General features: G+C 55.8%; 22 protein-coding genes and 1 pseudogene. 6 read left to right on the top strand and 17 right to left on the bottom strand.

The genetic code is table 11. The annotated features are described in order from the left end of the window. Positions 1-83: 83 nt before the first annotated feature. The 7 genes from AOB54_03125 to AOB54_03095 form a co-directional block, all read right to left on the bottom strand. Complete coding sequence (locus tag AOB54_03125) at positions 84-860, bottom strand: ferredoxin--NADP reductase (protein WVN42383.1); 777 nt, start codon at positions 858-860, stop codon at positions 84-86. Between the two features lie 2 nt (positions 861-862). Continuing rightward, positions 863-1,495 (bottom strand): MBL fold metallo-hydrolase, encoded by a 633-nt coding sequence (locus tag AOB54_03120; GenBank protein ID WVN42382.1) that lies wholly within the window; start codon positions 1,493-1,495, stop codon positions 863-865. A 76-nt stretch (positions 1,496-1,571) separates the two neighbouring features. Continuing rightward, positions 1,572-2,843: a polyphosphate kinase 2 gene (gene ppk2 / locus AOB54_03115; protein WVN42381.1), complete on the bottom strand. Its 1,272-nt coding sequence runs from the start codon at positions 2,841-2,843 to the stop codon at positions 1,572-1,574. Positions 2,844-2,970: 127 nt separating this feature from the next. Next, positions 2,971-3,345: a DUF2237 domain-containing protein gene (locus AOB54_03110; GenBank protein WVN42380.1), complete on the bottom strand. Its 375-nt coding sequence runs from the start codon at positions 3,343-3,345 to the stop codon at positions 2,971-2,973. Between the two features lie 11 nt (positions 3,346-3,356). Beyond that, the gene (locus tag AOB54_03105) at positions 3,357-3,941 is read right to left on the bottom strand and encodes a DUF3501 family protein (protein ID WVN42379.1); all 585 of its coding nucleotides are present in this window, start codon (positions 3,939-3,941) and stop codon (positions 3,357-3,359) included. A gap of 36 nt (positions 3,942-3,977) precedes the next feature. Beyond that, positions 3,978-5,339 (bottom strand): heterodisulfide reductase-related iron-sulfur binding cluster, encoded by a 1,362-nt coding sequence (locus AOB54_03100; GenBank protein ID WVN42378.1) that lies wholly within the window; start codon positions 5,337-5,339, stop codon positions 3,978-3,980. 162 nt (positions 5,340-5,501) lie between these two features. Continuing rightward, positions 5,502-5,924: a rubrerythrin family protein gene (locus tag AOB54_03095; protein WVN42377.1), complete on the bottom strand. Its 423-nt coding sequence runs from the start codon at positions 5,922-5,924 to the stop codon at positions 5,502-5,504. Between the two features lie 313 nt (positions 5,925-6,237). On the opposite strand from AOB54_03095, the gene pdxH reads away from it, so the two are divergent. Then, positions 6,238-6,921, top strand: a complete 684-nt coding sequence (gene pdxH / locus AOB54_03090) for a pyridoxamine 5'-phosphate oxidase (protein WVN42376.1) — start codon at positions 6,238-6,240, stop codon at positions 6,919-6,921. A 1-nt stretch (position 6,922) separates the two neighbouring features. Here pdxH and msrA read toward each other — a convergent pair whose 3' ends face one another. Further along, on the bottom strand, positions 6,923-7,591 hold the full coding sequence (gene msrA / locus AOB54_03085; GenBank protein ID WVN42375.1) for a peptide-methionine (S)-S-oxide reductase MsrA: 669 nt from the start codon (positions 7,589-7,591) through the stop codon (positions 6,923-6,925). 160 nt (positions 7,592-7,751) lie between these two features. Between msrA and AOB54_03080 the strand changes: the two genes are divergently transcribed. From AOB54_03080 to AOB54_03065, 4 genes are read left to right on the top strand one after another with little or no spacing between them, the layout of a single operon-like run. Continuing rightward, positions 7,752-8,747 (top strand): sulfurtransferase, encoded by a 996-nt coding sequence (locus tag AOB54_03080; GenBank protein ID WVN42374.1) that lies wholly within the window; start codon positions 7,752-7,754, stop codon positions 8,745-8,747. Next, the gene (locus AOB54_03075) at positions 8,748-9,884 is read left to right on the top strand and encodes a YeeE/YedE family protein (protein WVN42373.1); all 1,137 of its coding nucleotides are present in this window, start codon (positions 8,748-8,750) and stop codon (positions 9,882-9,884) included. Then, on the top strand, positions 9,881-10,030 hold the full coding sequence (locus tag AOB54_03070) for a hypothetical protein (GenBank protein ID WVN42372.1): 150 nt from the start codon (positions 9,881-9,883) through the stop codon (positions 10,028-10,030). Before AOB54_03075 ends, AOB54_03070 begins: the two co-directional genes overlap by 4 nt. Then, positions 10,031-10,522 carry an HIT family protein gene (locus tag AOB54_03065; protein WVN42371.1) on the top strand — a complete coding sequence of 164 codons (492 nt, stop codon included), beginning with the start codon at positions 10,031-10,033 and terminating at the stop codon, positions 10,520-10,522. 15 nt (positions 10,523-10,537) lie between these two features. Here the strand turns inward: AOB54_03065 and AOB54_03060 are convergent, their stop codons facing one another. The 8 genes and pseudogenes from AOB54_03060 to tkt form a co-directional block, all read right to left on the bottom strand. After that, positions 10,538-11,557 (bottom strand): L-threonylcarbamoyladenylate synthase, encoded by a 1,020-nt coding sequence (locus AOB54_03060; protein ID WVN42370.1) that lies wholly within the window; start codon positions 11,555-11,557, stop codon positions 10,538-10,540. 57 nt (positions 11,558-11,614) lie between these two features. Further along, positions 11,615-12,757 carry a 5-(carboxyamino)imidazole ribonucleotide synthase gene (locus AOB54_03055; GenBank protein ID WVN42369.1) on the bottom strand — a complete coding sequence of 381 codons (1,143 nt, stop codon included), beginning with the start codon at positions 12,755-12,757 and terminating at the stop codon, positions 11,615-11,617. Continuing rightward, the gene (gene purE / locus AOB54_03050) at positions 12,754-13,224 is read right to left on the bottom strand and encodes a 5-(carboxyamino)imidazole ribonucleotide mutase (protein WVN42749.1); all 471 of its coding nucleotides are present in this window, start codon (positions 13,222-13,224) and stop codon (positions 12,754-12,756) included. Before purE ends, AOB54_03055 begins: the two co-directional genes overlap by 4 nt. 18 nt (positions 13,225-13,242) lie before the next feature. After that, positions 13,243-14,127 (bottom strand): annotated as a pseudogene (locus AOB54_03045) (phosphoribosylaminoimidazolesuccinocarboxamide synthase). An 11-nt stretch (positions 14,128-14,138) separates the two neighbouring features. Further along, complete coding sequence (gene fba / locus AOB54_03040; GenBank protein WVN42368.1) at positions 14,139-15,203, bottom strand: class II fructose-bisphosphate aldolase; 1,065 nt, start codon at positions 15,201-15,203, stop codon at positions 14,139-14,141. A gap of 28 nt (positions 15,204-15,231) precedes the next feature. After that, entirely contained in the window at positions 15,232-16,746 is a 1,515-nt protein-coding gene (gene pyk, locus AOB54_03035; protein WVN42367.1) for a pyruvate kinase, read from the bottom strand. A 28-nt stretch (positions 16,747-16,774) separates the two neighbouring features. Next, positions 16,775-17,791: a type I glyceraldehyde-3-phosphate dehydrogenase gene (gap, locus tag AOB54_03030; protein ID WVN42366.1), complete on the bottom strand. Its 1,017-nt coding sequence runs from the start codon at positions 17,789-17,791 to the stop codon at positions 16,775-16,777. A gap of 33 nt (positions 17,792-17,824) precedes the next feature. After that, positions 17,825-19,867 (bottom strand): transketolase, encoded by a 2,043-nt coding sequence (tkt, locus tag AOB54_03025; protein ID WVN42365.1) that lies wholly within the window; start codon positions 19,865-19,867, stop codon positions 17,825-17,827. A 238-nt stretch (positions 19,868-20,105) separates the two neighbouring features. Here tkt and AOB54_03020 point away from each other — a divergent pair, with 238 nt between their 5' ends. After that, positions 20,106-20,834, top strand: coding sequence for a 16S rRNA (uracil(1498)-N(3))-methyltransferase (locus tag AOB54_03020; GenBank protein ID WVN42364.1), 729 nt, complete (start codon positions 20,106-20,108; stop codon positions 20,832-20,834). Positions 20,835-20,838: 4 nt separating this feature from the next. Here AOB54_03020 and AOB54_03015 read toward each other — a convergent pair whose 3' ends face one another. Further along, positions 20,839-21,378: a chromate transporter gene (locus tag AOB54_03015; protein WVN42363.1), complete on the bottom strand. Its 540-nt coding sequence runs from the start codon at positions 21,376-21,378 to the stop codon at positions 20,839-20,841. Position 21,379 lies beyond the last annotated feature (1 nt).

Genomic DNA, 21,379 nt, shown 5'->3' with positions numbered 1-21,379 from the left:
GCAGTCTTTAGCAAACGCTCGAAACAAAACCGGCGGTGTCAGACACCGCTGTTTAAAAAGGCGGTGTCTGACACCGCCTTTTTTTACTTTTCAACAAAGGCCCGTTCAAACACATAGTCGCCGGGCAACCCCAGGCTGGGCGATACTTTAAAGCCACGTGCATCCAACATCTCAGATGTTTCTTTCAGCATGGCAGGGCTTCCACAAATCATGGCCCGATCAACGGCAGGATCTAACGGTGGCAGGCCAATATCTTTAAACAGCTGGCCGGTCTCAATGGCCGTGGTCAGCCGGCCAGTTTGCTTAAAGGCCTCGCGCGTAACGGTGGGGTAATAGATAAACTGATTGCTGACCATCTCGCCCAGAAACTCATCTTTGGGCAGTTCGTTTTTCAGGTAATCCGCATAGGCTAACTCACTGACCAAGCGAACCCCATGCACCAGAATTACTTTTTCAAAATGCTCATAAGTCTCGGGGTCACGAATGATGCTCATGAAGGGCGCCATGCCAGTGCCCGTGCTAAAGAGATAGAGATGTTTGCCCGGGTTTAGGTCATCAATCACCAAGGTGCCCACTGATTTTTCACTCACCAAAACCGGATCGCCGACCTTGATGTTCTGCAGCCGTGAGGTCAACGGACCGTTAGGCACCTTGATGCTCAAGAACTCCAAGTGCTCTTCATAGTTTGGGCTGACCACACTGTAGGCACGCACCAGCGGCTTGCCATCGACTTCCAAGCCAATCATTAAAAAATGACCGTTGCGAAAGCGCAGGCCCTGACGGCGGGTGGTTGTAAAACTAAACAGCGTGTCATTCCAATGATGCACGCTCAAGACGGTTTCAGTTTGATACTTCGACATACTTACTCTCCAACAAAGGGATTGGATCGGCGTTCTTCGCCAAACGTACTCATGGGCCCATGCCCGGGGACAAATTCAATGTCGTCCCCCAGCGGGAATAATTTTTCTTTGATCGACGAAATCAGTTGCGCGTGATTGCCCTGGGGGAAATCGGTTCGGCCAATCGACCCTGCAAACAAAACATCGCCAACAAAAGCGACACGATCTTTTGCATGCACAAACACCACGTGGCCCGGCGTATGGCCAGGGCAATGAATGACTTCCAATCGCTGATGGCCAACGGTCACGGTGTCGCCATCTTCGAGCCAACGGTCGGGCGTGAAGGCATCTGCCCCATGCATGCCAAACATGTCGCCCTGATGCTTCAACTGCTCGATCCAGAAATTGTCCGCCTGATGGGGACCTTCGATGGGCACACCCAGGCGCTCTGCCAGAAGACCGGCCTGGCCACAGTGATCAATATGACCGTGGGTGAGCAGGATTTTTTCAATCGCCACGCCAGCCTGCTGGGCCACCGCCTGCAGGTGCTCAATGTCGCCACCAGGGTCGACAAAGGCGGCCTTGCGAGTCTCAGGACAGACCACCAATGAGCAGTTTTGTTGAAAGGCAGTGACCGGGAAAATCTCAAAATCCATTGGGCGATTATGACAGAAGCGAACGAGTCGACTTTTAGCGTGGTGATGAATCGTATAAAGCTATTTCACCTTTTTGCTAAAGAATCGCTGTGCCAAGCTCTCCTGGTCGTTCGCCACGCTCATAGACCACATGGGCACGGCCAACAATCAAAGGGTCGAGCCGGCCGATTTGCTCCACGTCTTTGTTCGCATAGGGCAGCTTGTGCAACACATAACGCAGGGCATTTAAACGGGCCCGTTTTTTACAGTCACTCTTGATCACTGTCCACGGCGCATCAGCGGTATCGGTCTGACTAAACATGGCCTCTTTGGCCGCGGTGTAGTCTTTCCATTTGTTCAGTGATTGCTTATCAATCGGGCTTAATTTCCATTGCTTTAAGGGATGCACCTCACGCTCTTTGAATCGACGGCGCTGTTCTTTCTGGCTCACAGAAAACCAGAACTTGATTAGCCAGACACCACTACGCACCAAGTGCCGCTCAAACTCAGGGGCCTGCCGCATGAACTCGTTGTATTCCGCATCGGTGCAAAAGCCCATGACCCGCTCTACACCCGCACGGTTATACCAACTGCGGTCAAACAAAGCGATCTCACCCGCCGTGGGGAGGTGCTGCACATAGCGCTGAAAATACCACTGGCCACGCTCAATCTCTGATGGCTTTTCAAGTGCCACCACACGCGCACCCCGCGGATTCAAATGCTCCATAAAGCGCTTAATCGTGCCACCTTTGCCGGCCGCATCGCGGCCCTCAAACAGCACCACCACACGCTGACCGTTTTCTTTCACCCAGGCCTGAAGCTTCAAAAGTTCAACCTGAAGTTTGTATTTCTGCGCCTCGTACGTGGATCGACGCATCAGGTTTTTATACGGATAGCCCCCTTCGCGCCAATCTGCTGAGAGTTCATCATCTGGATTGCTTGGCAGGGCACCGGCCGCATCTACCGCAGAAGGCGTTGACATAATCGCCTTGCGTAACGCAGCCGCGTCATCGGGCGATGCGCCAGCAATCATGGCGCGCAGATCGTCTACCCGCCGAGCCAGCGGAAGATCAGCAGAAGCACCTGACAAAACAGCGCTGACCGCTGCTTTTTGTTTGCCACGGGCTGATCGCACGGCGCGATCTGCCAGATAGCGCTCTAATGCTTCGGGGCTGAGATCAGGCGGCACATCACCTGCCCCCACCGAACGAATCCTCTCGCCAGTCGACGCTACAGATGCCGCTTTCGAGGCACGTGACTTACGGGGAATAGCTTTGGGGTTTTGGGTGCTCGAAGTGACCTTCGTGGTCACCTTGGCGGTCTTTACGGCTGGTGCTGACCGTTTGGCTGAGGCTTTTGATGCTGGCATGGTGCTTCGGGCCTGAGATGTGAAATCCCCCAGACCTCTCCCTTGATATGAACAGCTTTTAATTCTGCGCCGAAAGCCGGGAACGCCCCAGCGCTTCTATTGAACTGAATCAAAGATAGGCCAAAAATCAGGCCGCCTGTAGGGCGTGATACTCCAAGTCTGCCAAGGCAATCACTTCCAGGGCCCGTTCGTGGGTCGATTCCAGCACCACCGGGGGTGCCACGCCCGCCTCGGCAGCCTCCCGCCAGCGGGCCGCACAGACGCACCATCGATCACCGGCCTTTAGGCCAGGAAAGCGATACTGAGGATTGGGCGTGCTGAGGTCGTTGCCGCGGGATTTAGAAAACTCTAAAAACACATCGGTCATCTGGGCGCAGACCGTGTGGCTACCGTAGTCATCTTGGCAGGTGTTACAGCAGCCATCACGGAAAAACCCAGTGAGCGGGTCCATGCTGCAGGGCTGCAGCTCGGTCCCTAAAACGTTTTTTGCTTTCTCGCTCATGGACAAACGGCTCAGGCCAAGTCTTTGACCAGCGATGCACGAGTCTCGGGAGCCACCGGATCAACCACAACGTTGTAGTTGGGATGATCAACACCCATGGCAAGACCAACGCCATACTTCAATGCACTGGCCATGTCTTCATCTAACTCAAAGCGCATAAAGTGCACCGAAGACGTCTTCTCGTCGTTTTCACGCTCCAAATCTTCATCTGCAATGGCATAGACTTTTTCGCGGCCCTCGACTTGAATCCAGACACGGTCTTCCACACCCTTTAAGCGGGCGAGTTCGACTTTACGAATTTCAGGATCCGGATACTCAATCATCATGGTGCATTTGAAATTGCGACCATCGGGAATCAATGGATTGTAGGCATCGAGTTCGTCTTGAATGCCTGCTTCTTCAAATGTTTTTTCAATGCGCAGCATTTCCTGAATTTGATAACGAATGGTCTTCTCGTCTTCGAAAAACAGGGTGATGTGATCCCCGAGCGCTACTTGGCGAGTCTTCTTGTGGGCAATCACTTCCTGACGGAATTGATTACGGATCCGTGCGTAGTGCTCCAGTGTCCAAAGAGAATCACGTGAAAGTTGTGCCATGGTCATTCTCCAGTTACTCCATTATTAAAAAATAAATTAATACCCGTAGGCTTTGGCCAGCAAGGAGAGCGGGTGTTCCACCTTGCCGTCTGCTTTTCCTGCCATGCCCTGCTCAATATGGTGGCCCGCCAGCTGGCAGTCCGACGCCACGAAATCAGGCTCGCCACCCTTGCCACCATTGGCCTTTGGGTGCTCGCCCATCTGACGAAATACGGGGCGGCCGATCTTCATTGCGATCTCGTGGAACTCTTTCTTCACGCCCCAGGTACCCGCATGGCCCGAGCAACGCTCAACAGTATTCACTGTGGTGTCAGGCACCATTTCCAACATCTCGCGGGTTTTTTGGCCGACGTTTTGCACGCGCAGGTGACATGCAATGTGATACGAGACATTGCCCAGGCCCTGTTTGAAGTCAGTCTTCAACAGGCCGTCTTTGTTTCGATTCACAAAGTACTCAAACGGATCAAACATGGCGGCTTTGACAGCCTGCGCATCGGCGTCATTGGGGAACATGAGCGGAATTTCTTGCTTAAACATCAGCGTACAAGAAGGAATCGGCGTCATGATGGCGTAGCCTTCACGGGCAAGCTTAGCCAACACCGGCAGATTCTGCTTCGCCAAGGCCTCGACAGATTCCAAATCGCCGAGTTCTAACTTGGGCATGCCACAGCAGGCCTGCTTTTCAACCACCACATACGGGATCTCGTTGTGCTGTAACACTTTGATCAGGTCATGGCCAATGCCCGGCTCGTTCCAGTTCACATAGCAGGTCGAATAGATCGCTACCTTGCCTGGAGTCTTGGCGCCGTCTTTCACAGGAAGCGGCTTGGATGTTTCGTGCGACTTTTCAAACGGCTTGCTTGCAAACTCAGGCAGCCATGCGTCTTTGTGCACGCCCAAAACTTTTTCACCTAATGCGCGGGCCGTCTTGTTTTTCGACAAAGCGTTCACGGCCTGCACAACGATGGGGATCGATGCCAGCTTACCGTTGGCAGCGGTGTTCGATAAGGTGGTGTCGCGGAATTTCGTGGGCGTGCCCTGCTTAAACTGAATGGCCTTGGCCCGCAGCATCAGGTGGGGAAAGTCCAGGTTCCAAGGGTGTGGTGGCACATAGGGGCACTTGGTCATGTAGCAGACATCGCACAGATAACACTGGTCGACCACTTCCCAATATTTTTCACGGGGCACACCATCCATCTCGCCGGTGGGGCCCTCGTCAATCAAATCAAACAGACGGGGAAAGGAATTACAAAGGCTCACGCAACGACGGCAGCCGTGGCAGATATCAAAGACACGCTCCATCTCATCGAAGCAGGCCTTCTCGTCGTAAAACTCCTTGCTTTTCCAATCAATAGGATGCCGCGTGGGCGCTTCTAACGAACCTTCACGAACCGTCATAGCCGATCTCTCTTGTTTGAACTGCCGGGAATTAGGGGAACAACAGATTTACCGCAGAGTCTTGAAGCATCTGTTCCGCAAGGCCCCAGAAGACTGAGGCCTTGCAAATCAACTGCTTTCCTTCAGCACAATTTGGGCTGAATCAGCCCAAATCACGCGGCATTACGCTGCCAATGCTTCGAGTGCCTTCTGGAACTTGTTGGCGTGCGAGCGCTCGGCCTTGGCCAAGGTCTCAAACCAGTCAGCGATTTCGTCAAAGCCTTCAGCACGTGCGTCTTTGGCCATACCGGGGTACATGTCGGTGTACTCGTGGGTCTCGCCAGCAACAGCAGACTTCAGGTTGGATGCGGAATCACCAATGGGCATATCCGTTGCGGGGTCACCCACTTCGGCCAGGTAGTCGAGGTGGCCGTGTGCGTGGCCGGTCTCGCCTTCTGCGGTCGAGCGGAACAGTGCTGCGACTTCGGTGTAGCCTTCTACGTCGGCCTTGTTCGCGAAGTACAGGTAACGGCGGTTTGCTTGGCTCTCACCTGCGAAGGCATCTTTCAGATGCTGGTGAGTCTTGCTTCCTTTGAGTTGAGGCATGACTACGATCTCCTTTAGTTAAACAACAATTTCCGATTTTTTAAGGCGGACTTGCACCGGTGCCGAAGATGGGTTTTGGAGGTTGGAGCCCTTCCAAGACCAACTTCGAACGACCGCATCCTAGGCAGGATGTTTAGAAAAGTCCAATTGATACTTTCTTATTAATTGATTAAAACAATCAATTGAACGTCTAGGACAGTTTATCGACATCTTTCCACGCCGAACACTAGGGGGATCCCGCCTAAAATGAGAGATCTACCGCCCTGTTGCGGTGTTTTCTGGTTGTTTTTATCCCCCGAAGAGCGCTAAAACCATGGTCACTCCCAAATCCAATACCCAACGGCTTGCCGACCTGCGCAAGGACTACGCACAGGCGGCGCTAGACATTCACGACGTCGATCCCAGCCCCAAGGCCCAATTCGAGCGCTGGTTTCACGAGGCCATGCAGGCCGAGGTACTTGAGCCCAACGCCATGACCCTATGCACGATCGACCCCGATGGCCGGCCATCCGGCCGAATCGTGCTGATCAAGGGCATCGACGAACAAGGCGTTACTTTTTTCACCAACTACGACAGCCGCAAGGGCCAGGGCTTAGCCGCCAATCCCTATGCCAGTCTGGTGTTCTTCTGGCCTGAACTAGAGCGCCAGGTCCGAATTGATGGCAAGGTGGCCAAGGTCAGCGCCGAAGAGTCCGATGAGTACTACCACTCGCGGCCCCTGGGCAGCAAACTCGGCGCCTGGGCCTCGCCCCAGAGCGAAGTGATTCCGAATCGAGAGTGGCTGGAGCTTCGGCAGCAAAACCTGCAGGAGAAATTCCCGGCAGAGCAGTCGGTGGAACCACCACGGCCCAGCCATTGGGGTGGGTATCGGCTAAGCCCCAGCGCCTTTGAGTTCTGGCAGGGGCGGCCGTCCAGGCTTCATGACCGCATCCGCTATCGCCTGCAACCCGGCCTTGGCGGCCCCGCCCAGTGGGCAATTGAGCGGCTGGCACCCTAACTTAGTCGCGCATAAGCCCTGAAAAATAGGCCTGGGCCTTGACCACCTTTGGCGCCACCACGAAGTGGCAATAGCCCTGGAAGGGGTGGCGCTCAAAGTAGTTGTGATGCTCCTCTTCCGCCGGCCAGAAGGTGTCAGGCACTGCTTGAGGCGGGATGTCAGGCGAGGTGTCAGACACCTTGCCCGGGGTGTCTGACACCTCGCCTGGCACCTCGCCTGACGCCCCGACCTGAATCAACTCGGTCACGATGGGCACCCCTGGGGCCATGGCAGCAAAGCGTGCCACCAGGCCTGCGGGGCAATCTGCAGCTGCTGGGCCGCCGTTTAACACAGCAATCGCTGCCCGAGCCGTGGCCATCTGCGCATCCGATGTGGCGAAAATCACCGAGCGGTACTGTGGCCCCACATCATTGCCCTGCCGGTTGGGCGTGGTTGGGTCATGAATGGTGAAAAAGACCGCCAACAGATCTTCGTAACTCACCACAGCAGGATCAAACACAACCCGCACCACCTCGGCATGGCCAGTCTGCTTGCCACAGACCTGTTCGTAACTGGGGTTGGCCACATGCCCACCCATATAGCCCGAGGTCACCGACTGGACCCCACGCATCTTTTGATAAACCGCCTCAAGGCACCAAAAACACCCACCACCCAGAATCGCGACGTCCATTCCTATATTCCAATTTGAGAAATCGTTATCAAGATAAGGATAAAAACGGCCATGAAAATTCCCGTATCCTTGCCGATCCAATTCTAATGATCTCTTGCCGGGCCTTCGGCACAAGACAATCCTTCAAGTGAGCATAACCGTGTTTTTTCAACGCATTCTCATGAGCCTGACCGTTGCTATCGGACTGATCAGCGCACAAATGCTGCACACTCCCGTGGCCCAGGCCAAATCCCCGGCAACCGTAAGCCCCATCGTCACGCCAGCAGAATTGCGCACACTGATTGAACGTAAGGCCGTTCGCGTATTGGATATCCGCGAGTTATTTCAAAACGATGGCAAGACCCCCAATTACGAAGCCGGCCATATCCCCGGCGCGGTTGCTGCACCCTACTCGTCGATTCGCGGGCCAGAATCAAACCCTGGAGAAGTCATCTCCGATAAAGAACTCTCCGAATTACTCAGCCAATGGGGCATTGATCGCAGCACTTATGTTGTGATTGCCCACACCGGTGCTGACGGCAGTGACTTTGGTGGCGCCGCCCGTTTTTACTGGACACTGAAACTCGCTGGCATTCAACGCATCTCCATCTTGGATGGCGGCCTGGGTGCTTGGGGCGCCTTGAAGTATCCGCTTGAGACGGCTACGCCAAAAATCACCTCCACAAAAATTCAAGTCACCTTGGATAAACGGCAGATTCCAACCACTGCCCAAGTCGCAGAATTAATCGCCCAGCGTAATGCTGGCAAAAAGAAACTGTTGCTCACCGACTCGCGCCCAGAGGATTATTTTCTTGGGCAAGACAAACACTCCGCTGCAGCACGCGCTGGCACACTACCGGGTGCCAAAAACTTTGACCATGAAGAGTGGTTCCAGCTCAACACTGGCAAGCTTTTACCCAAGGCCCAACTCGAGTCGCTGGCCAAAAGTGCGGGGCTGATCACCAGTGATGAAGTCATTAGTTTTTGCAACACCGGCCATTGGAGTGCTACCACTTGGTTTGTTCTGTCCGAAATACTCGGCCAGCCCAATGTCCGCATGTACCCGGAATCCACAATTGGTTGGTCTAAATCACGCAATCCAATGGACAACGAACCGGCACGCGGCAAAGTCCTAATGAATCAGCTTAAAGATGCTGTCTCCAACCTGAAGAAATAAATGTATCGCCTGACCCTGATCAGCCCAGCCATTCTGGGCTGGCTCGCTGTGACTTGGATTGCTGGCCTGCGGGCCGGCTTTCTGCTCATTCTAGGGCTGGGCTTTGGCGCGGCACTCAGCGCTTCACGCTTTGGTTTCACAACCGGCTGGCGCAATCTCATGGTCAACAAAGACCCCTGGGGCATGATTGGCCAGATGGTCATGATGGTGCTCTGTGCGCTTTTGGCCTTTCCGTTACTGAATAGCTACTCATCGGAAATTGTCGGCGCAGTGGCCCCCATTACCTGGAGTCTGCTGATCGGTGCCCTGCTCTTTGGATTTGCCATGCAGCTGGCCGATGGCTGCGGGTCTGGCACCTTGTATAAAGCAGGGGCATCTTCGCCAACGTCTTGGGTGGTGCTGCCCGCGTTCATCATTGGCAGTTTTGTCGGCGCATCCCACCAGGCCGGCTGGGCATCACTCGGCGGCCCACTGGAGTTCGCAGGATTACAAGAGGAAGCTGCTGCCGTCGACTTCATTGAACTCTATGGTGTTCAAAACGCTTTGATCATCACGCTTATCGGTTGCGCTCTTGTGACTGCAGTAAGCCTGATCTATGCCAACCGTGCCTCACGCAAACGTGGCAAATCTCTACCGGCAGTCCCACAACGTTGGTTGTGGGGCGCCTTGGTGATCGCCATTCTTTATGCGATGCATTTGATCGTGGCGGGTCAGCCCTGGGGCATTGTTTATGGCCTGGGCTTGTGGGGTGCAAAAGCAGTCAGTGCAGTGGGTGTAGATTTGTCTAATGACAGCTTCTGGGGCGTTGCCCCACATGCCCAGCGCATTGCTGAGCCGGTCTTGTGGGACGTGACATCGGTCACCAATATTGGCCTGCTGTATGGCGCACTGATGGCCAGCCGCTGGAACAACAAAGGTTTTCATTTAAAGCAGTGGCCCAATGCACCACAGCTCATCATTAGCATTATCGCGGGCCTGCTCATGGGCTATAGCTCGCGCCTGGCCTATGGCTGTAACGTAGGCGCCTATTTGGGCGGTGTGGCTTCCGCCAGTCTGCACGGCTGGGTATGGTTTGGCTTTGCCTTTATCGGATCCATCTTTGGCGTGAAAGCACGCCAGAAAGCGGGGATCGCATGACCCGCGGCGTCATCGTATTTTGGGTAATATTTGTCGGGCTGCTCACGCTGGATTACGCTGCAAGCGGCCATCCACGTGTCGAACCCCCACCATTTGCGCTGGGCAGCGGTGAAGCATCCACCGGTGGCCACTGTTCAGGAAGATAAATGTCGATCTTAGATGTCTTGATGAAATCGCCGGCCAATGAGCGCTCCTCCATGCCGCAGCCGGATTGCTCCTTGTGCACCACCGATGGTGACCGGCTGATCTGGCGCGGTGCCTTCTGGCGTGTGGTCTCGGTAGATGATCCCAACTACCCCGGCTATCTGCGACTGATTGTGAATCGGCATGTGGCCGAGTTCAGCGAATTGGCTGCGCCAGAGCAGCAGCAACTCTTTAAGCTATTGGTCGCCATTGAGACCCGCATGCGTGAGTTGATCAACCCAGACAAAATCAACATCGCCAGTCTTGGCAACCAGGTGCCCCACCAGCACTGGCATATTATTCCGCGCTGGAAAGACGACCCCTGCTTTCCCAATAGCATCTGGACTGCTCCCACCAACGCATCCCCTGCGGCAGATGTTCTAGCCCAGCGCCAGCAAGCGGCCGACGCGCTCTTTGCAGAACTACCAGCACTCTGCCCAAAGACGATCTATTAAAGCCTGAGCTCGCGTTTACTTCGACGTTGAGTACGTCGCGCGCTTTAATCGATCCAAGACTGCTTCCCACTCGGGCGTGTGGGCGGGGGCCTCGATCACAATCAGATCTAAACCCTGGCGATCCAAATCGTTGAGTGCGGCATAAAGATCATGGGCATAGGCGGCAGGATCGGCCGGCATGGCTTTGATATGAAGCTGGAGATTGCCTGCTATTTCTTGCGGCAATGTTGCGCGAATCAGCAGGCCGCCAATTTTTAACGTGGGCTGCTCAAGGTGGTGCTTGTTGATTGTCTCCACCACCCGTGCCGCGTCGATCAACATAGTCTTGGCTTGCGGTGCGTAGTGCGAGGCCAAGGCACCCGAAACACGCGGCGCATTGCCAGTGGCCGATGTCATCTGGCCAATCACGTCTTCAATCGCCTGGCGGCCAATACCACCGGGCCGAAGAATTCTTGGGGCATCACCACTCAGATCAACGATTGTGGATTCCACGCCCACCTGACAATCACCACCATCCAAAATCAAATCATGGGGCCCAAGACGATCACCGATGCTGTTGGCCACATCAATGGCACGTGTCGGACTAATCGCACCAAATCGATTGGCCGATGGGGCCGCAATCACACCGCTACCGATTCCTGAAAACTCACGCAACAGTGTGAGTGCCACCGGATGGGAAGGAATGCGAACCCCGACCGACTCCTGCCCACCCGTCACGGCATCGGGCACATGGGCGGCCCGCTTCAAAATTAATGTCATTGGTCCCGGCCAAAAGGCCTGGGCCAACTGATCAGCAACGGCAGGCCAATTTAGCGCCAGGCTCTTGGCCTTGGTGACATCGGCTACATGCAAAATCACGGGGTGATCTGCAGGCCGGCCCTTGGCTTGGAAAATCTTCGCCACAGCCTTTGGATTTAATCCATCTGCCCCCAGGCCATAAACGGTCTCGGTCGGAAAGGCCACCAAATGGCCAAGGGCCAGCAGCTCAGCTGCGGTTGATAGCAGACAGGGGTTGACCGATTGTGGTTTGGCCATATCAGGCGATTGCTTTGGTTGCTTTAAGTGGCTCTGGATTGGGCGACTTGATGCAACTCAGATGAGCGCGTTGCCAACATCCAAACCCAGAATGTCAGCCACGACTCGGGCCCGCTGACAGGCCTGCTCAATCGACTCACCCAAGCACGTGACATGGGCCATCTTGCGGCCACGACGCGGCTCAGCCTTGCCGTAGAGATGCAGATAGACACCGCGCTGCGCACGGACCGCTTCCCAATCGGGTTCAATGGGTTCGCTGGATGATTTGAACCAACTGTCACCCAGCACATTGAGCATGACGGCTGGCGACTTCAGATCGGTAGCCCCCAAAGGTAAGCCCGCGCAGATTCTGACCTGCTCTTCAAACTGACTGGTCGTGCAAGCCTCAATGGTGTAATGGCCACTGTTGTGTGGCCGTGGAGCCATCTCGTTGGCGACCAAGCGATTGCCCGACAACACAAAGAATTCCACACACAAGACGCCCACATACCCCAGCGCACCAATAATCGAATGGGCTGCCGCACGGGCGCGCTCTTCTAAACCTTGAGAAATTCTTGCGGGCACCCGGGTTACCGCCAAGATGCCGTGGCGATGGGTGTTTTCGCCCACCGGAAAGACCTGAATATTTCCGTCGCGATCGCGGGCACAGATCACCGAGATCTCGCGCTCGAGTGGCAACATCTTTTCCAACACACAAGGAACATTGCCCATGGACTGCCAGGCGCTGCGTGCTTCGGCAGCGGTGTGAACCTTGTGTTGACCCTTGCCGTCATAGCCCAGCCGTGCAGATTTCAAAATACCGGGGAATAGGCCTTCAGGAAGATCATCAAAATCTTCGGCGCGTGTGATCACCGCGTAGGGTGCGACATCGACACCCGTTGATGCAATAAACCGCTTCTCATCAATACGGTCTTGGGCAATACCAACACTATTGGCGTCTGGCATGGTCTTGCCGTACTTGGCCAAAAACCGAAGCGACTCCGCCGGAACATTTTCAAACTCGGTGGTGAATACCTTCGCTTTTTCAGCCAGCGTTGCCAGGGCTTGGAAGTCCGTGTAATCCGCCGCAACCACCTGATCAGCAATTTGGGCGGCTGGTCCGTTTGCATCGGGATCAAGAACGATGACCTGCTGGCCCAGACGATGGGCAGCCTGAATCATCATGCGGCCAAGCTGGCCGCCCCCCATCAGACCAATCATGCGTGACCAAGGGTTGCGTTCATGGACTGTGCATCCTGGGTCTGCTGAGCGCGGAAAGCCGCCAGCCGATCCCGCAGCACCTCATCTTCACAAGCCAATGTTGCAATCAAGTGCAAGGCCGCATTGGCAGCACCCGCCTCACCAATCGCAAATGTCGCCACGGGAATGCCTTTGGGCATCTGAACAATCGAATACAAGGAATCCTCCCCGCGCAGATATTTCGACGGCACCGGCACCCCAAAGACAGGCACTGTGGTTTTCGCAGCCAGCATGCCAGGCAGGTGCGCGGCACCGCCAGCGCCGGCAATAATGCCGCGCAGGCCCCGGGCCTGTGCCGCTTCGGCGTAGGCATACAGCGTATCCGGCATGCGATGGGCTGAGACCACACGGGCCTCGTGCGGAATGCCGAACTGATCCAATATCGCCACTGCGTGTTTCATCACGTCCCAGTCCGACTGGGACCCCATGACCACGCCCACCACAGGCAGTCGCACACCAGCAATTCGAAACAGGGCCTCGCGATATTTCGCCGCCGTGCGCTCCACCACATGATCCGGCAGAGGTGGTGGTGGCGGTGTTTTGCCCCAATCCAACGTTTCTAAATAATCACGGACAAACTGCTTATCAAAACTTGGGGGGCTGATGCCCTCACGATATTCATCCGCAGGCCAAAAACGTGACGAGTCCGCCGTAAGCACTTCATCCATCAGATGCAGCGTGCCAGCATCGTCTAGCCCAAATTCAAACTTGGTATCCGCAATGATGATGCCTTGCTCAAGGGCGTAGCTACTGGCCTCTTGATAGAGCTTTAAGCTGATGTCGCGAATCTTTTCAGCAAGATCCTTGCCCACCTGCGCACACATCTGCTCAAACGTGATGTTTTCATCGTGCAGGCCCATCTCGGCCTTGTGCGCTGGCGTAAAAATGGGGCTTGGCAGTTTCGCTGCCTGCTTTAAGCCAGCTGGTAGCGCAATGCCGCAGACGCTGCCGGTGGCCTGGTAGTCCTTCCAGCCGGAACCAATGATGTAACCGCGAACGACTGCCTCCACCGGAACGGGCTTGAGTCGCTTGGCCACCACGGCGCGGCCGCGGACCTGATCAACTTCAGATTCATCCACCACCGACTCTGGTGCAATACCCGTTAAGTGGTTGGGCACGATATGGCCCAGACGCGAAAACCAGAAGTCCGTCATGCGATTGAGCACCACCCCCTTTTCAGGGATCGGCCGGCTCATGATGACATCAAATGCCGAGAGACGGTCCGTGGTGATCATCAGCAACTTATCGTCACCGACGGCATAGATGTCACGGACTTTGCCACGAGAAATCAGTGGCAAAGAGCGGATAGAAGACTGAAGCAAAGCAGACATGCGTTAACCAATCACTTGACCATCTGGGCAAGAGCGCCCGACTTATAACGGTTCGCAATTTCAGAAAGCGGAACCGGCTTGATTTTGCTGGCCTGGCCAGCGGTGTTGAATTGACGATAGCGATCCATACAGATCTTCTTGGCTGCCTCACGGGCTGGTTTTAGAAAATCGCGTGGATCAAACTTCGACGGGTTTTCAAACAAGTAACGACGCACCGCTGCCGTCATGGCCAAGCGGATATCGGTATCGATGTTGACTTTACGAACGCCGTGCTTGATCGCCTCTTGGATCTCTTCCACCGGCACACCATAGGTCTCTTTCATGTCGCCGCCAAACTGACGGATCTCAGCCAGCAATTCCTGGGGCACAGAAGAGGACCCGTGCATCACCAGGTGGGTGTTCGGGATGCGCTTGTTGATCTCTTTGATGCGATCAATGGCCAGGATGTCACCGGTGGGCTTGCGGGTGAATTTATAAGCGCCATGGCTCGTGCCAATCGCAATCGCCAAGGCATCTAGCTGGGTGCGCTTCACAAAATCAGCCGCCTGTTCCGGGTCGGTCAGAAGCTGATCATGGGTCATGGTGGAATCGGTGCCGTGGCCATCTTCTTTATCGCCCTTCATGGTTTCCAAAGAACCCAGGCAGCCCAGTTCGCCTTCGACGGACACGCCCGTGGCATGGGCCATCTCGACAACCTTTTTGGTGACATCAACGTTGTAGTCATAGCTGGCAATAGTCTTGCCGTCCGCTTCAAGCGAACCATCCATCATCACACTGGAAAAACCCAAGGCGATCGCGCCCTGACAGACATCGGGGCTTTGGCCGTGGTCCTGGTGCATCACGATAGGAATCGATGGATAAGTTTCTACGGCCGCCTGAATCAAATGCTTCAAAAAGGCTTCGCCTGCGTATTTACGGGCACCAGCGGATGCCTGCATGATGACCGGCGCATCGCATTCTGCTGCGGCTGCCATGATGGCCTGCACCTGCTCCAGATTGTTCACGTTAAACGCTGGGATTCCATAACCATTTTCTGCAGCATGGTCTAAGAGTTGTCGCATGGATACCAAGGGCATGACCGTCTCCTTTTTTAATTCACTAAATTTATCGGGGTTGAATGGGAGGTTGTAAATCTAAATTGAGATTTGAAATCGCTTTGCTGCCGGATCGTGGGGATGCCGTCACCCGAACAATCTTCATGGTGTTCGTGCCGCCCGACTGACCAATGGGCTCGCCAATCGTGATCACCAAAAGATCGCCGGCACTCAAAATCCCCTCATCGACCAAGCGCTGCTCGGCTTCGCGAAGCACTTCTTCACGCTCTCGGGAGTTGTAATCAAAAAACACGGGCGTGACGTCGCGATAGAGCGCCATCTTCTGGCGGCTGGCCTTTGCGGGCGTCAATGCATAAATCGGCACACCAGAATTCAGGCGGGACAGCCACAAGGCCGTCGAGCCCGACTCGGTGAGCGCGGCAATGGCTTTCACCTGTAAGTGCCGCGCGGTAAAAAGGGATGCCATGGCAATCGACTGATCGACACGGTCAAAGGTGCGGTTTAGAAAATCTGATTCCAGCGCGATCTGGGCCGACTTTTCTGCTTCAAGACAAACGCGGGCCATGGCCTGCACCGTCTGCACGGGGTAACTGCCCGCCGCTGTTTCTGCCGAGAGCATGACGGCATCGGAACCGTCCAACACCGCATTGGCCACATCGGAGACTTCGGCACGGGTGGGCACAGGCGATGAGATCATGGACTCCATCATCTGGGTGGCCGTGATCGTGACCCGATTGGATTCACGGGCCATGCGGATCATCCGTTTTTGCAAGGCGGGCACGGCTGCATCCCCCACCTCCACTGCTAGATCACCGCGGGCCACCATGATGACGTCGGAGGCATCAATAATTTCTTGCAGATTGTCGATGGCTTCGACACGCTCAATCTTTGCCACTAGGGCTGCGCGGCCACCAGCTTTTTTTAGAATTGATCGGGCCTGCAGCATATCGGCAGCCCCCTTGGGAAAAGACACGGCCAGAAAATCAGCCTCCATTGCAGCGGCTGTTTGGATGTCCTCAATGTCTTTATCGGTCAATGCTGGTGCAGACAAGCCACCACCCTGGCGATTGATGCCCTTGCGATCAGACAGCACGCCGCCCTCGAGCACGGTGCAGACAATGGTGCTTGCGGTCACTTCATTGACCCGCATGGAGATCTGCCCGTCATTGAGCAGCAAGGTATCACCAGGCGCCACGTCGTTCACAAGCTCGGGGTAGTCCAGCCCAACGCGATGCTGATCCCCCAGGGTGCAGGCGGTGTCAAAGGTAAAGGTGTCGCCCGCCGCCAGGTTCACACGGCCTTCGGAGAATTTGCCCACACGAATCTTTGGGCCCTGAAGGTCCACCAGAATGCCCACATCTCGGCCCAGCTTTTCTGCTGCGGCACGCACGATCGCTGCACGCTGCAAATGATCCTGGGCTGAGCCGTGCGAAAAATTCAGGCGCACCACATTGACCCCGGCGGCAATAAGCCGCTCGATCATCTCGGAAGAAGAAGTCGCAGGGCCCAGCGTCGCAACAATCTTCGTTGCACGCGGCAGGGCCACTGCGAGTTGATCAGGCATTTAAGTCTTGCCGTTGATGCGCCGCGGATTACTTCGCGGACATCAGTGCAACCGTGGTGTCCAACATGCGGTTAGAAAAGCCCCACTCGTTGTCGTACCACGACAGGATTTTCACCAGCTTGCCGTCGTGCGACACGCGGGTCTGGGTGGAATCAAACACGCTGGAACGGGCATCGTGATTAAAGTCGATCGACACCAGCGGGGCAGTGTTATATCCCAAAATACCCTTTAGCTCGCCTTCGCTGGCGGCCTTCATCATGGCGTTGACTTCTTCCACGGTGGTGGCTTTTTTCGACACAAAGCTTAGGTCAACCACCGACACGTTGATGGTGGGCACACGCATGGCAAAGCCATCCAACTTGCCATTGAGTTCGGGCAGCACCAGGCCGACTGCGGCAGCAGCACCGGTTTTGGTAGGAATCATGGACATGGTGGCCGAACGGGCACGGCGCAGATCTTCGTGATACACGTCAGTCAACACCTGGTCGTTGGTGTAAGCATGAATCGTGGTCATCAAACCGCTTTCAATGCCAAGCTTGTCGTTGAGCACTTTTGCAACGGGAGCCAGACAGTTGGTGGTGCACGATGCATTCGAAATCACGGTGTGGGAGGCCTTAAGCACGCCTTGGTTCACACCATAGACAACGGTAGCGTCGACATCTTTACCGCCAGGGGCAGAGATCACAACTTTTTTCGCGCCGCCCTTTAAGTGGGCAGAAGCCTTTTCTTTGCTGGTGAAAAATCCGGTGCACTCCAGCACCACATCCACACCCAACTCACCCCAGGGCAGTTCAGCAGGATTGCGATTGGCCAGAACACGAATGCGATCGCCATTGACCACCATGCAATCACCATCGACCGAAACGGTGCCAGGAAACTTGCCATGGGCCGTGTCGTATTGGGTCAGGTGGGCATTGGTTTTGGGGTCGCCAAGGTCATTGATGGCCACGATTTGAATGTCATGTTTCTTGCCACCTTCGTAGTGGGCCCGCAGCACATTGCGGCCAATACGTCCGTACCCGTTGATTGCGACTTTGATGGTCATTGCATTCCTCTCCTGAATTAAAAAATTAAACGTTTAGTTGGCAACTGCCTTTGCAGTGGCCACCAGGTTGTCTACCGTGATGCCGAAATATTTGAAGAGCTCACCGGCTGGGGCCGACTCACCGTAGCGGTCCAAGCCCAAGACGGCGTCGGGCTGATACTTCCACCAGAAATCAGTCACACCGGCTTCAACTGCGACACGGGGCACACCATCGGGCAACACGGATTGTTTGTAGGCCACGGTCTGCTGATCAAAGACCGTGGTCGATGGCATCGACACCACACGCACACGCAGCCCCTCGGACTTCAGCTGGCCGGCCGCCTGCATGGCCAAAGACACCTCCGAGCCTGTTGCCATGAGCACCACCTGCGGTTTGGGATCGCTCGATAAAACGTAACCCCCTTTTTCGACTTGCTCGGCCATCTTGTCTTGGCAGATCTGCGGGGGCAGATTCTGACGCGACAACAACAAGGCTGTTGGGCCATCGCGGCGGGTCACGGCAGCCTTCCAGGCCACAGCTGTTTCGACAGCGTCTGCGGGGCGCCAGACATGCAGATTCGGAATCAGCCGCAGTGATGCGGGATGCTCGACGGGCTGATGGGTTGGGCCGTCTTCGCCAAGGCCAATCGAATCATGGGTGAAAACATGGATGACACGAATCTTCATCAGCGCAGCCATGCGAATGGCATTGCGGCTGTAATCAGAAAACGTTAAGAAGGTGCCGCCATAGGGAATAAAGCCGCCATGCAAAGCAATGCCATTCATGACTGCCGCCATGCCGAATTCACGAACACCGTAATTGATGTGCTCACCGGCCGTCAGCCCACCCTTGGCATCAACGCGAACTGCGGCGACGCCCTTCCAGTTGGTCAAGTTAGAGCCGGTTAAGTCGGCAGAACCCCCAAGCAATCCAGGGGTGCGGGGGCCAAGATCGTCCAACACCATCTGCGAGGCCTTGCGGCTGGCAACAGTCAGACTCTCAGTGGTGAGTTTGGTAATCAGGGCCTGTGTCTTTTGCGCAAAGTCTTTGGGCAGATCGCCCTTCATGCGGCGGGTAAATTCGGCGGCCTCGTGTGGGTGGGCCTGGGCATAACGCTCAAAGAGGGCATTCCACTTGGCCTCGCGCTCTGCACCTGTTGCACGGGCGTCCCATGCGGATTGCAGATCTGCAGGAATTTCAAAGGGTGCATACGGCCAGTCAATGGCCTGACGTGTGAGCTCAATTTCATCAGGACCCAGCGCCTCACCGTGGGCCTTGGCCGTGCCCACCCGGTTGGGCGAGCCCTTGCCGATCTGGGTCTTACAAATAATCATGGTGGGTGCGAGGCGACCGTTGTGGCCTTTGACCGACCACTCACGTGCCTGGGCAATCGCCTTGCTCACGGCCTTGGCATCGTGGCCATCCACCGGGCCAATCACATGCCAGCCATAGGCTTCAAAACGTTTGCGCGTGTCATCACGAAACCATGCATCAACCTGGCCATCAATCGAAATGCCGTTGTCGTCATACAGTGCAATCAACTTAGAGAGGCCCCACACCCCCGCTAACGAGCAGGCCTCATGCGAGACACCTTCCATCAGACAGCCATCACCCAAAAACACATAGGTGTTGTGATCAACAATTTCCATGCCGGGCTTATTGAACTGCGCCGCCATCAGTCGCTCGGCCAGCGCCAAACCCACCGCATTGGAGATACCCTGGCCCAGCGGGCCAGTGGTGGTCTCCACGCCTGGCGTCATGCCGTACTCGGGGTGGCCCGGCGTTTTGGAGTGCAACTGTCGGAAGTTTTTCAGCTCTTCCATCGGCAAGTCATAGCCCGCAAGATGCAGCAGGCTGTAGAGCAACATCGAACCATGGCCGTTGGACACCACAAACCGGTCGCGGTCAGGCCAACAGGGGTTTGCTGGGTTGTGCTTTAGGTGGCAGGCCCAGAGCGCCACCGCCATGTCTGCCATGCCCATCGGCATGCCGGGGTGACCCGAGTTGGCTTTTTGGACCGCGTCCATCGACAGGGCACGGATGGCATTGGCCATGGGAATGACAGAGGTGGGGAGGTCTTGGGCGGGAAATTGCATGGCGAGAGATCCGATGAGTGGGTGAAAAGATGGTTGAGGGCTAATTCACCCACAAACTCTAGGATTTTTAATTGTTAAGTTAAAGTCACTAATCTTGAATGAATACTTAAGTCGGTCTTACTTTTTGGGTGAATATCGAGGGAAATCGGACCTGTTCTACCCTGCCAACCCGCGGCAGACGGCTCACCCATAGAATTCATCGAAACTCTGAATTTTACCCCTCAAACGGCCCCCAATCATGCAGCCACGAGTCCTTTTCCAGCACCTGAAATTAGGCCCGCTCACGCTGGACGCCCAGACAAGCCATCACTTGGCAGGCGTTTTGCGGGTCATGCCCGGCGCAGCAGTCACACTGTTTGATGGCCACGGCCAGGAAGCGCAGGCCAGGGTGACCCGGGCAGACCGCCAACAGGTCTGCGTTGAAATCGAACGCATCGAATCCATCAACCGTGAGTCGCCCGCCGATATCTGCGTGGTGCAGTCCCTGTGCACGGGCGACAAGATGGATTGGGTGGTGCAAAAGTCCACCGAGCTCGGCGCAAGACAGGTTGTGCCACTTGCGGCGTCCAGAAGTGTCTTAAAGCTGGAACCACAGCGTGCCGAAAAACGACGAGATCATTGGATGGCGATCGCAGCCGCGGCCGCAGCCCAGTCAGGCCGCACGATCGTGCCCACGATCTCCCCGGTGATGCGGCTGGCCGAGTTTCTGGCCGACTGGGGCGCGAGACCTGGGCCAAAAACCGGCCTGATTCTGGATCCATTTGCGGCGACCAAACTCTCCACCGTGGCCTTGCAGGGAGCCATCACGCTCTTGATTGGCCCCGAGGCCGGCTGGACCGACGAAGAAGAAACGCTGGCACGCAACGCCGGCTTTATCGGTGTGCAGTCTGGCCCAAGAATTCTGCGCACAGAAACGGCCGCAGCCGCTGTGCTGGCCGCCCTTGCCGTGCGAATCGGCGAGTTCTAAGCGGCTATTGCAACAGGCCCAGGCCGCCGACCAGCGCACCCCCCGCGATTAAGATCACAGGCGCGATCCGGGTGAGTGTCGTCAACGCTGTCGCTGTCACCAACAAGAGCAGCACACGCGTGTTGTCAAACCATGGCTCCGCCAAAATCCAGGCAGTGGCCAGCATCAATGCAATCACCACCGGTGCCAGGCCCTCTTTCATGGCCTGCACCCAGACCGAGTCAGCGCGCGAATGACTAAACCGATGGACCAGAATCACCAGAATTGCCGAAGGCGTCAACACACCGATCGTGGTGGCCAAAGCACCCCACGCACCCGCCGCCTGCCAGCCCATGACCGTGACAAACAACAGATTCGGGCCGGGCGCTGCCTGGGCAATCGCAATCGATGAGGTGAACTGCACATCGGTCAGTAAGCCCGTCTCACCCACCATAAAACGGTGCATCTCTGGGGCCAAGGTGATCGCACCGCCCGTCGCTAAGAGCGACATCAACAAAAAATGTTGAAAGACCTCAAAGAGCACGGAAGGTGGCAACGCAGGCATC

It is taken from the genome of beta proteobacterium MWH-UniP1 (assembly GCA_036362785.1).
GTDB lineage: Bacteria > Pseudomonadota > Gammaproteobacteria > Burkholderiales > Burkholderiaceae_A > Lacustribacter.
The sequence above is the reverse complement of the archived record's forward strand: the minus strand, read 5'-3'. Positions and strand labels throughout refer to the sequence as shown.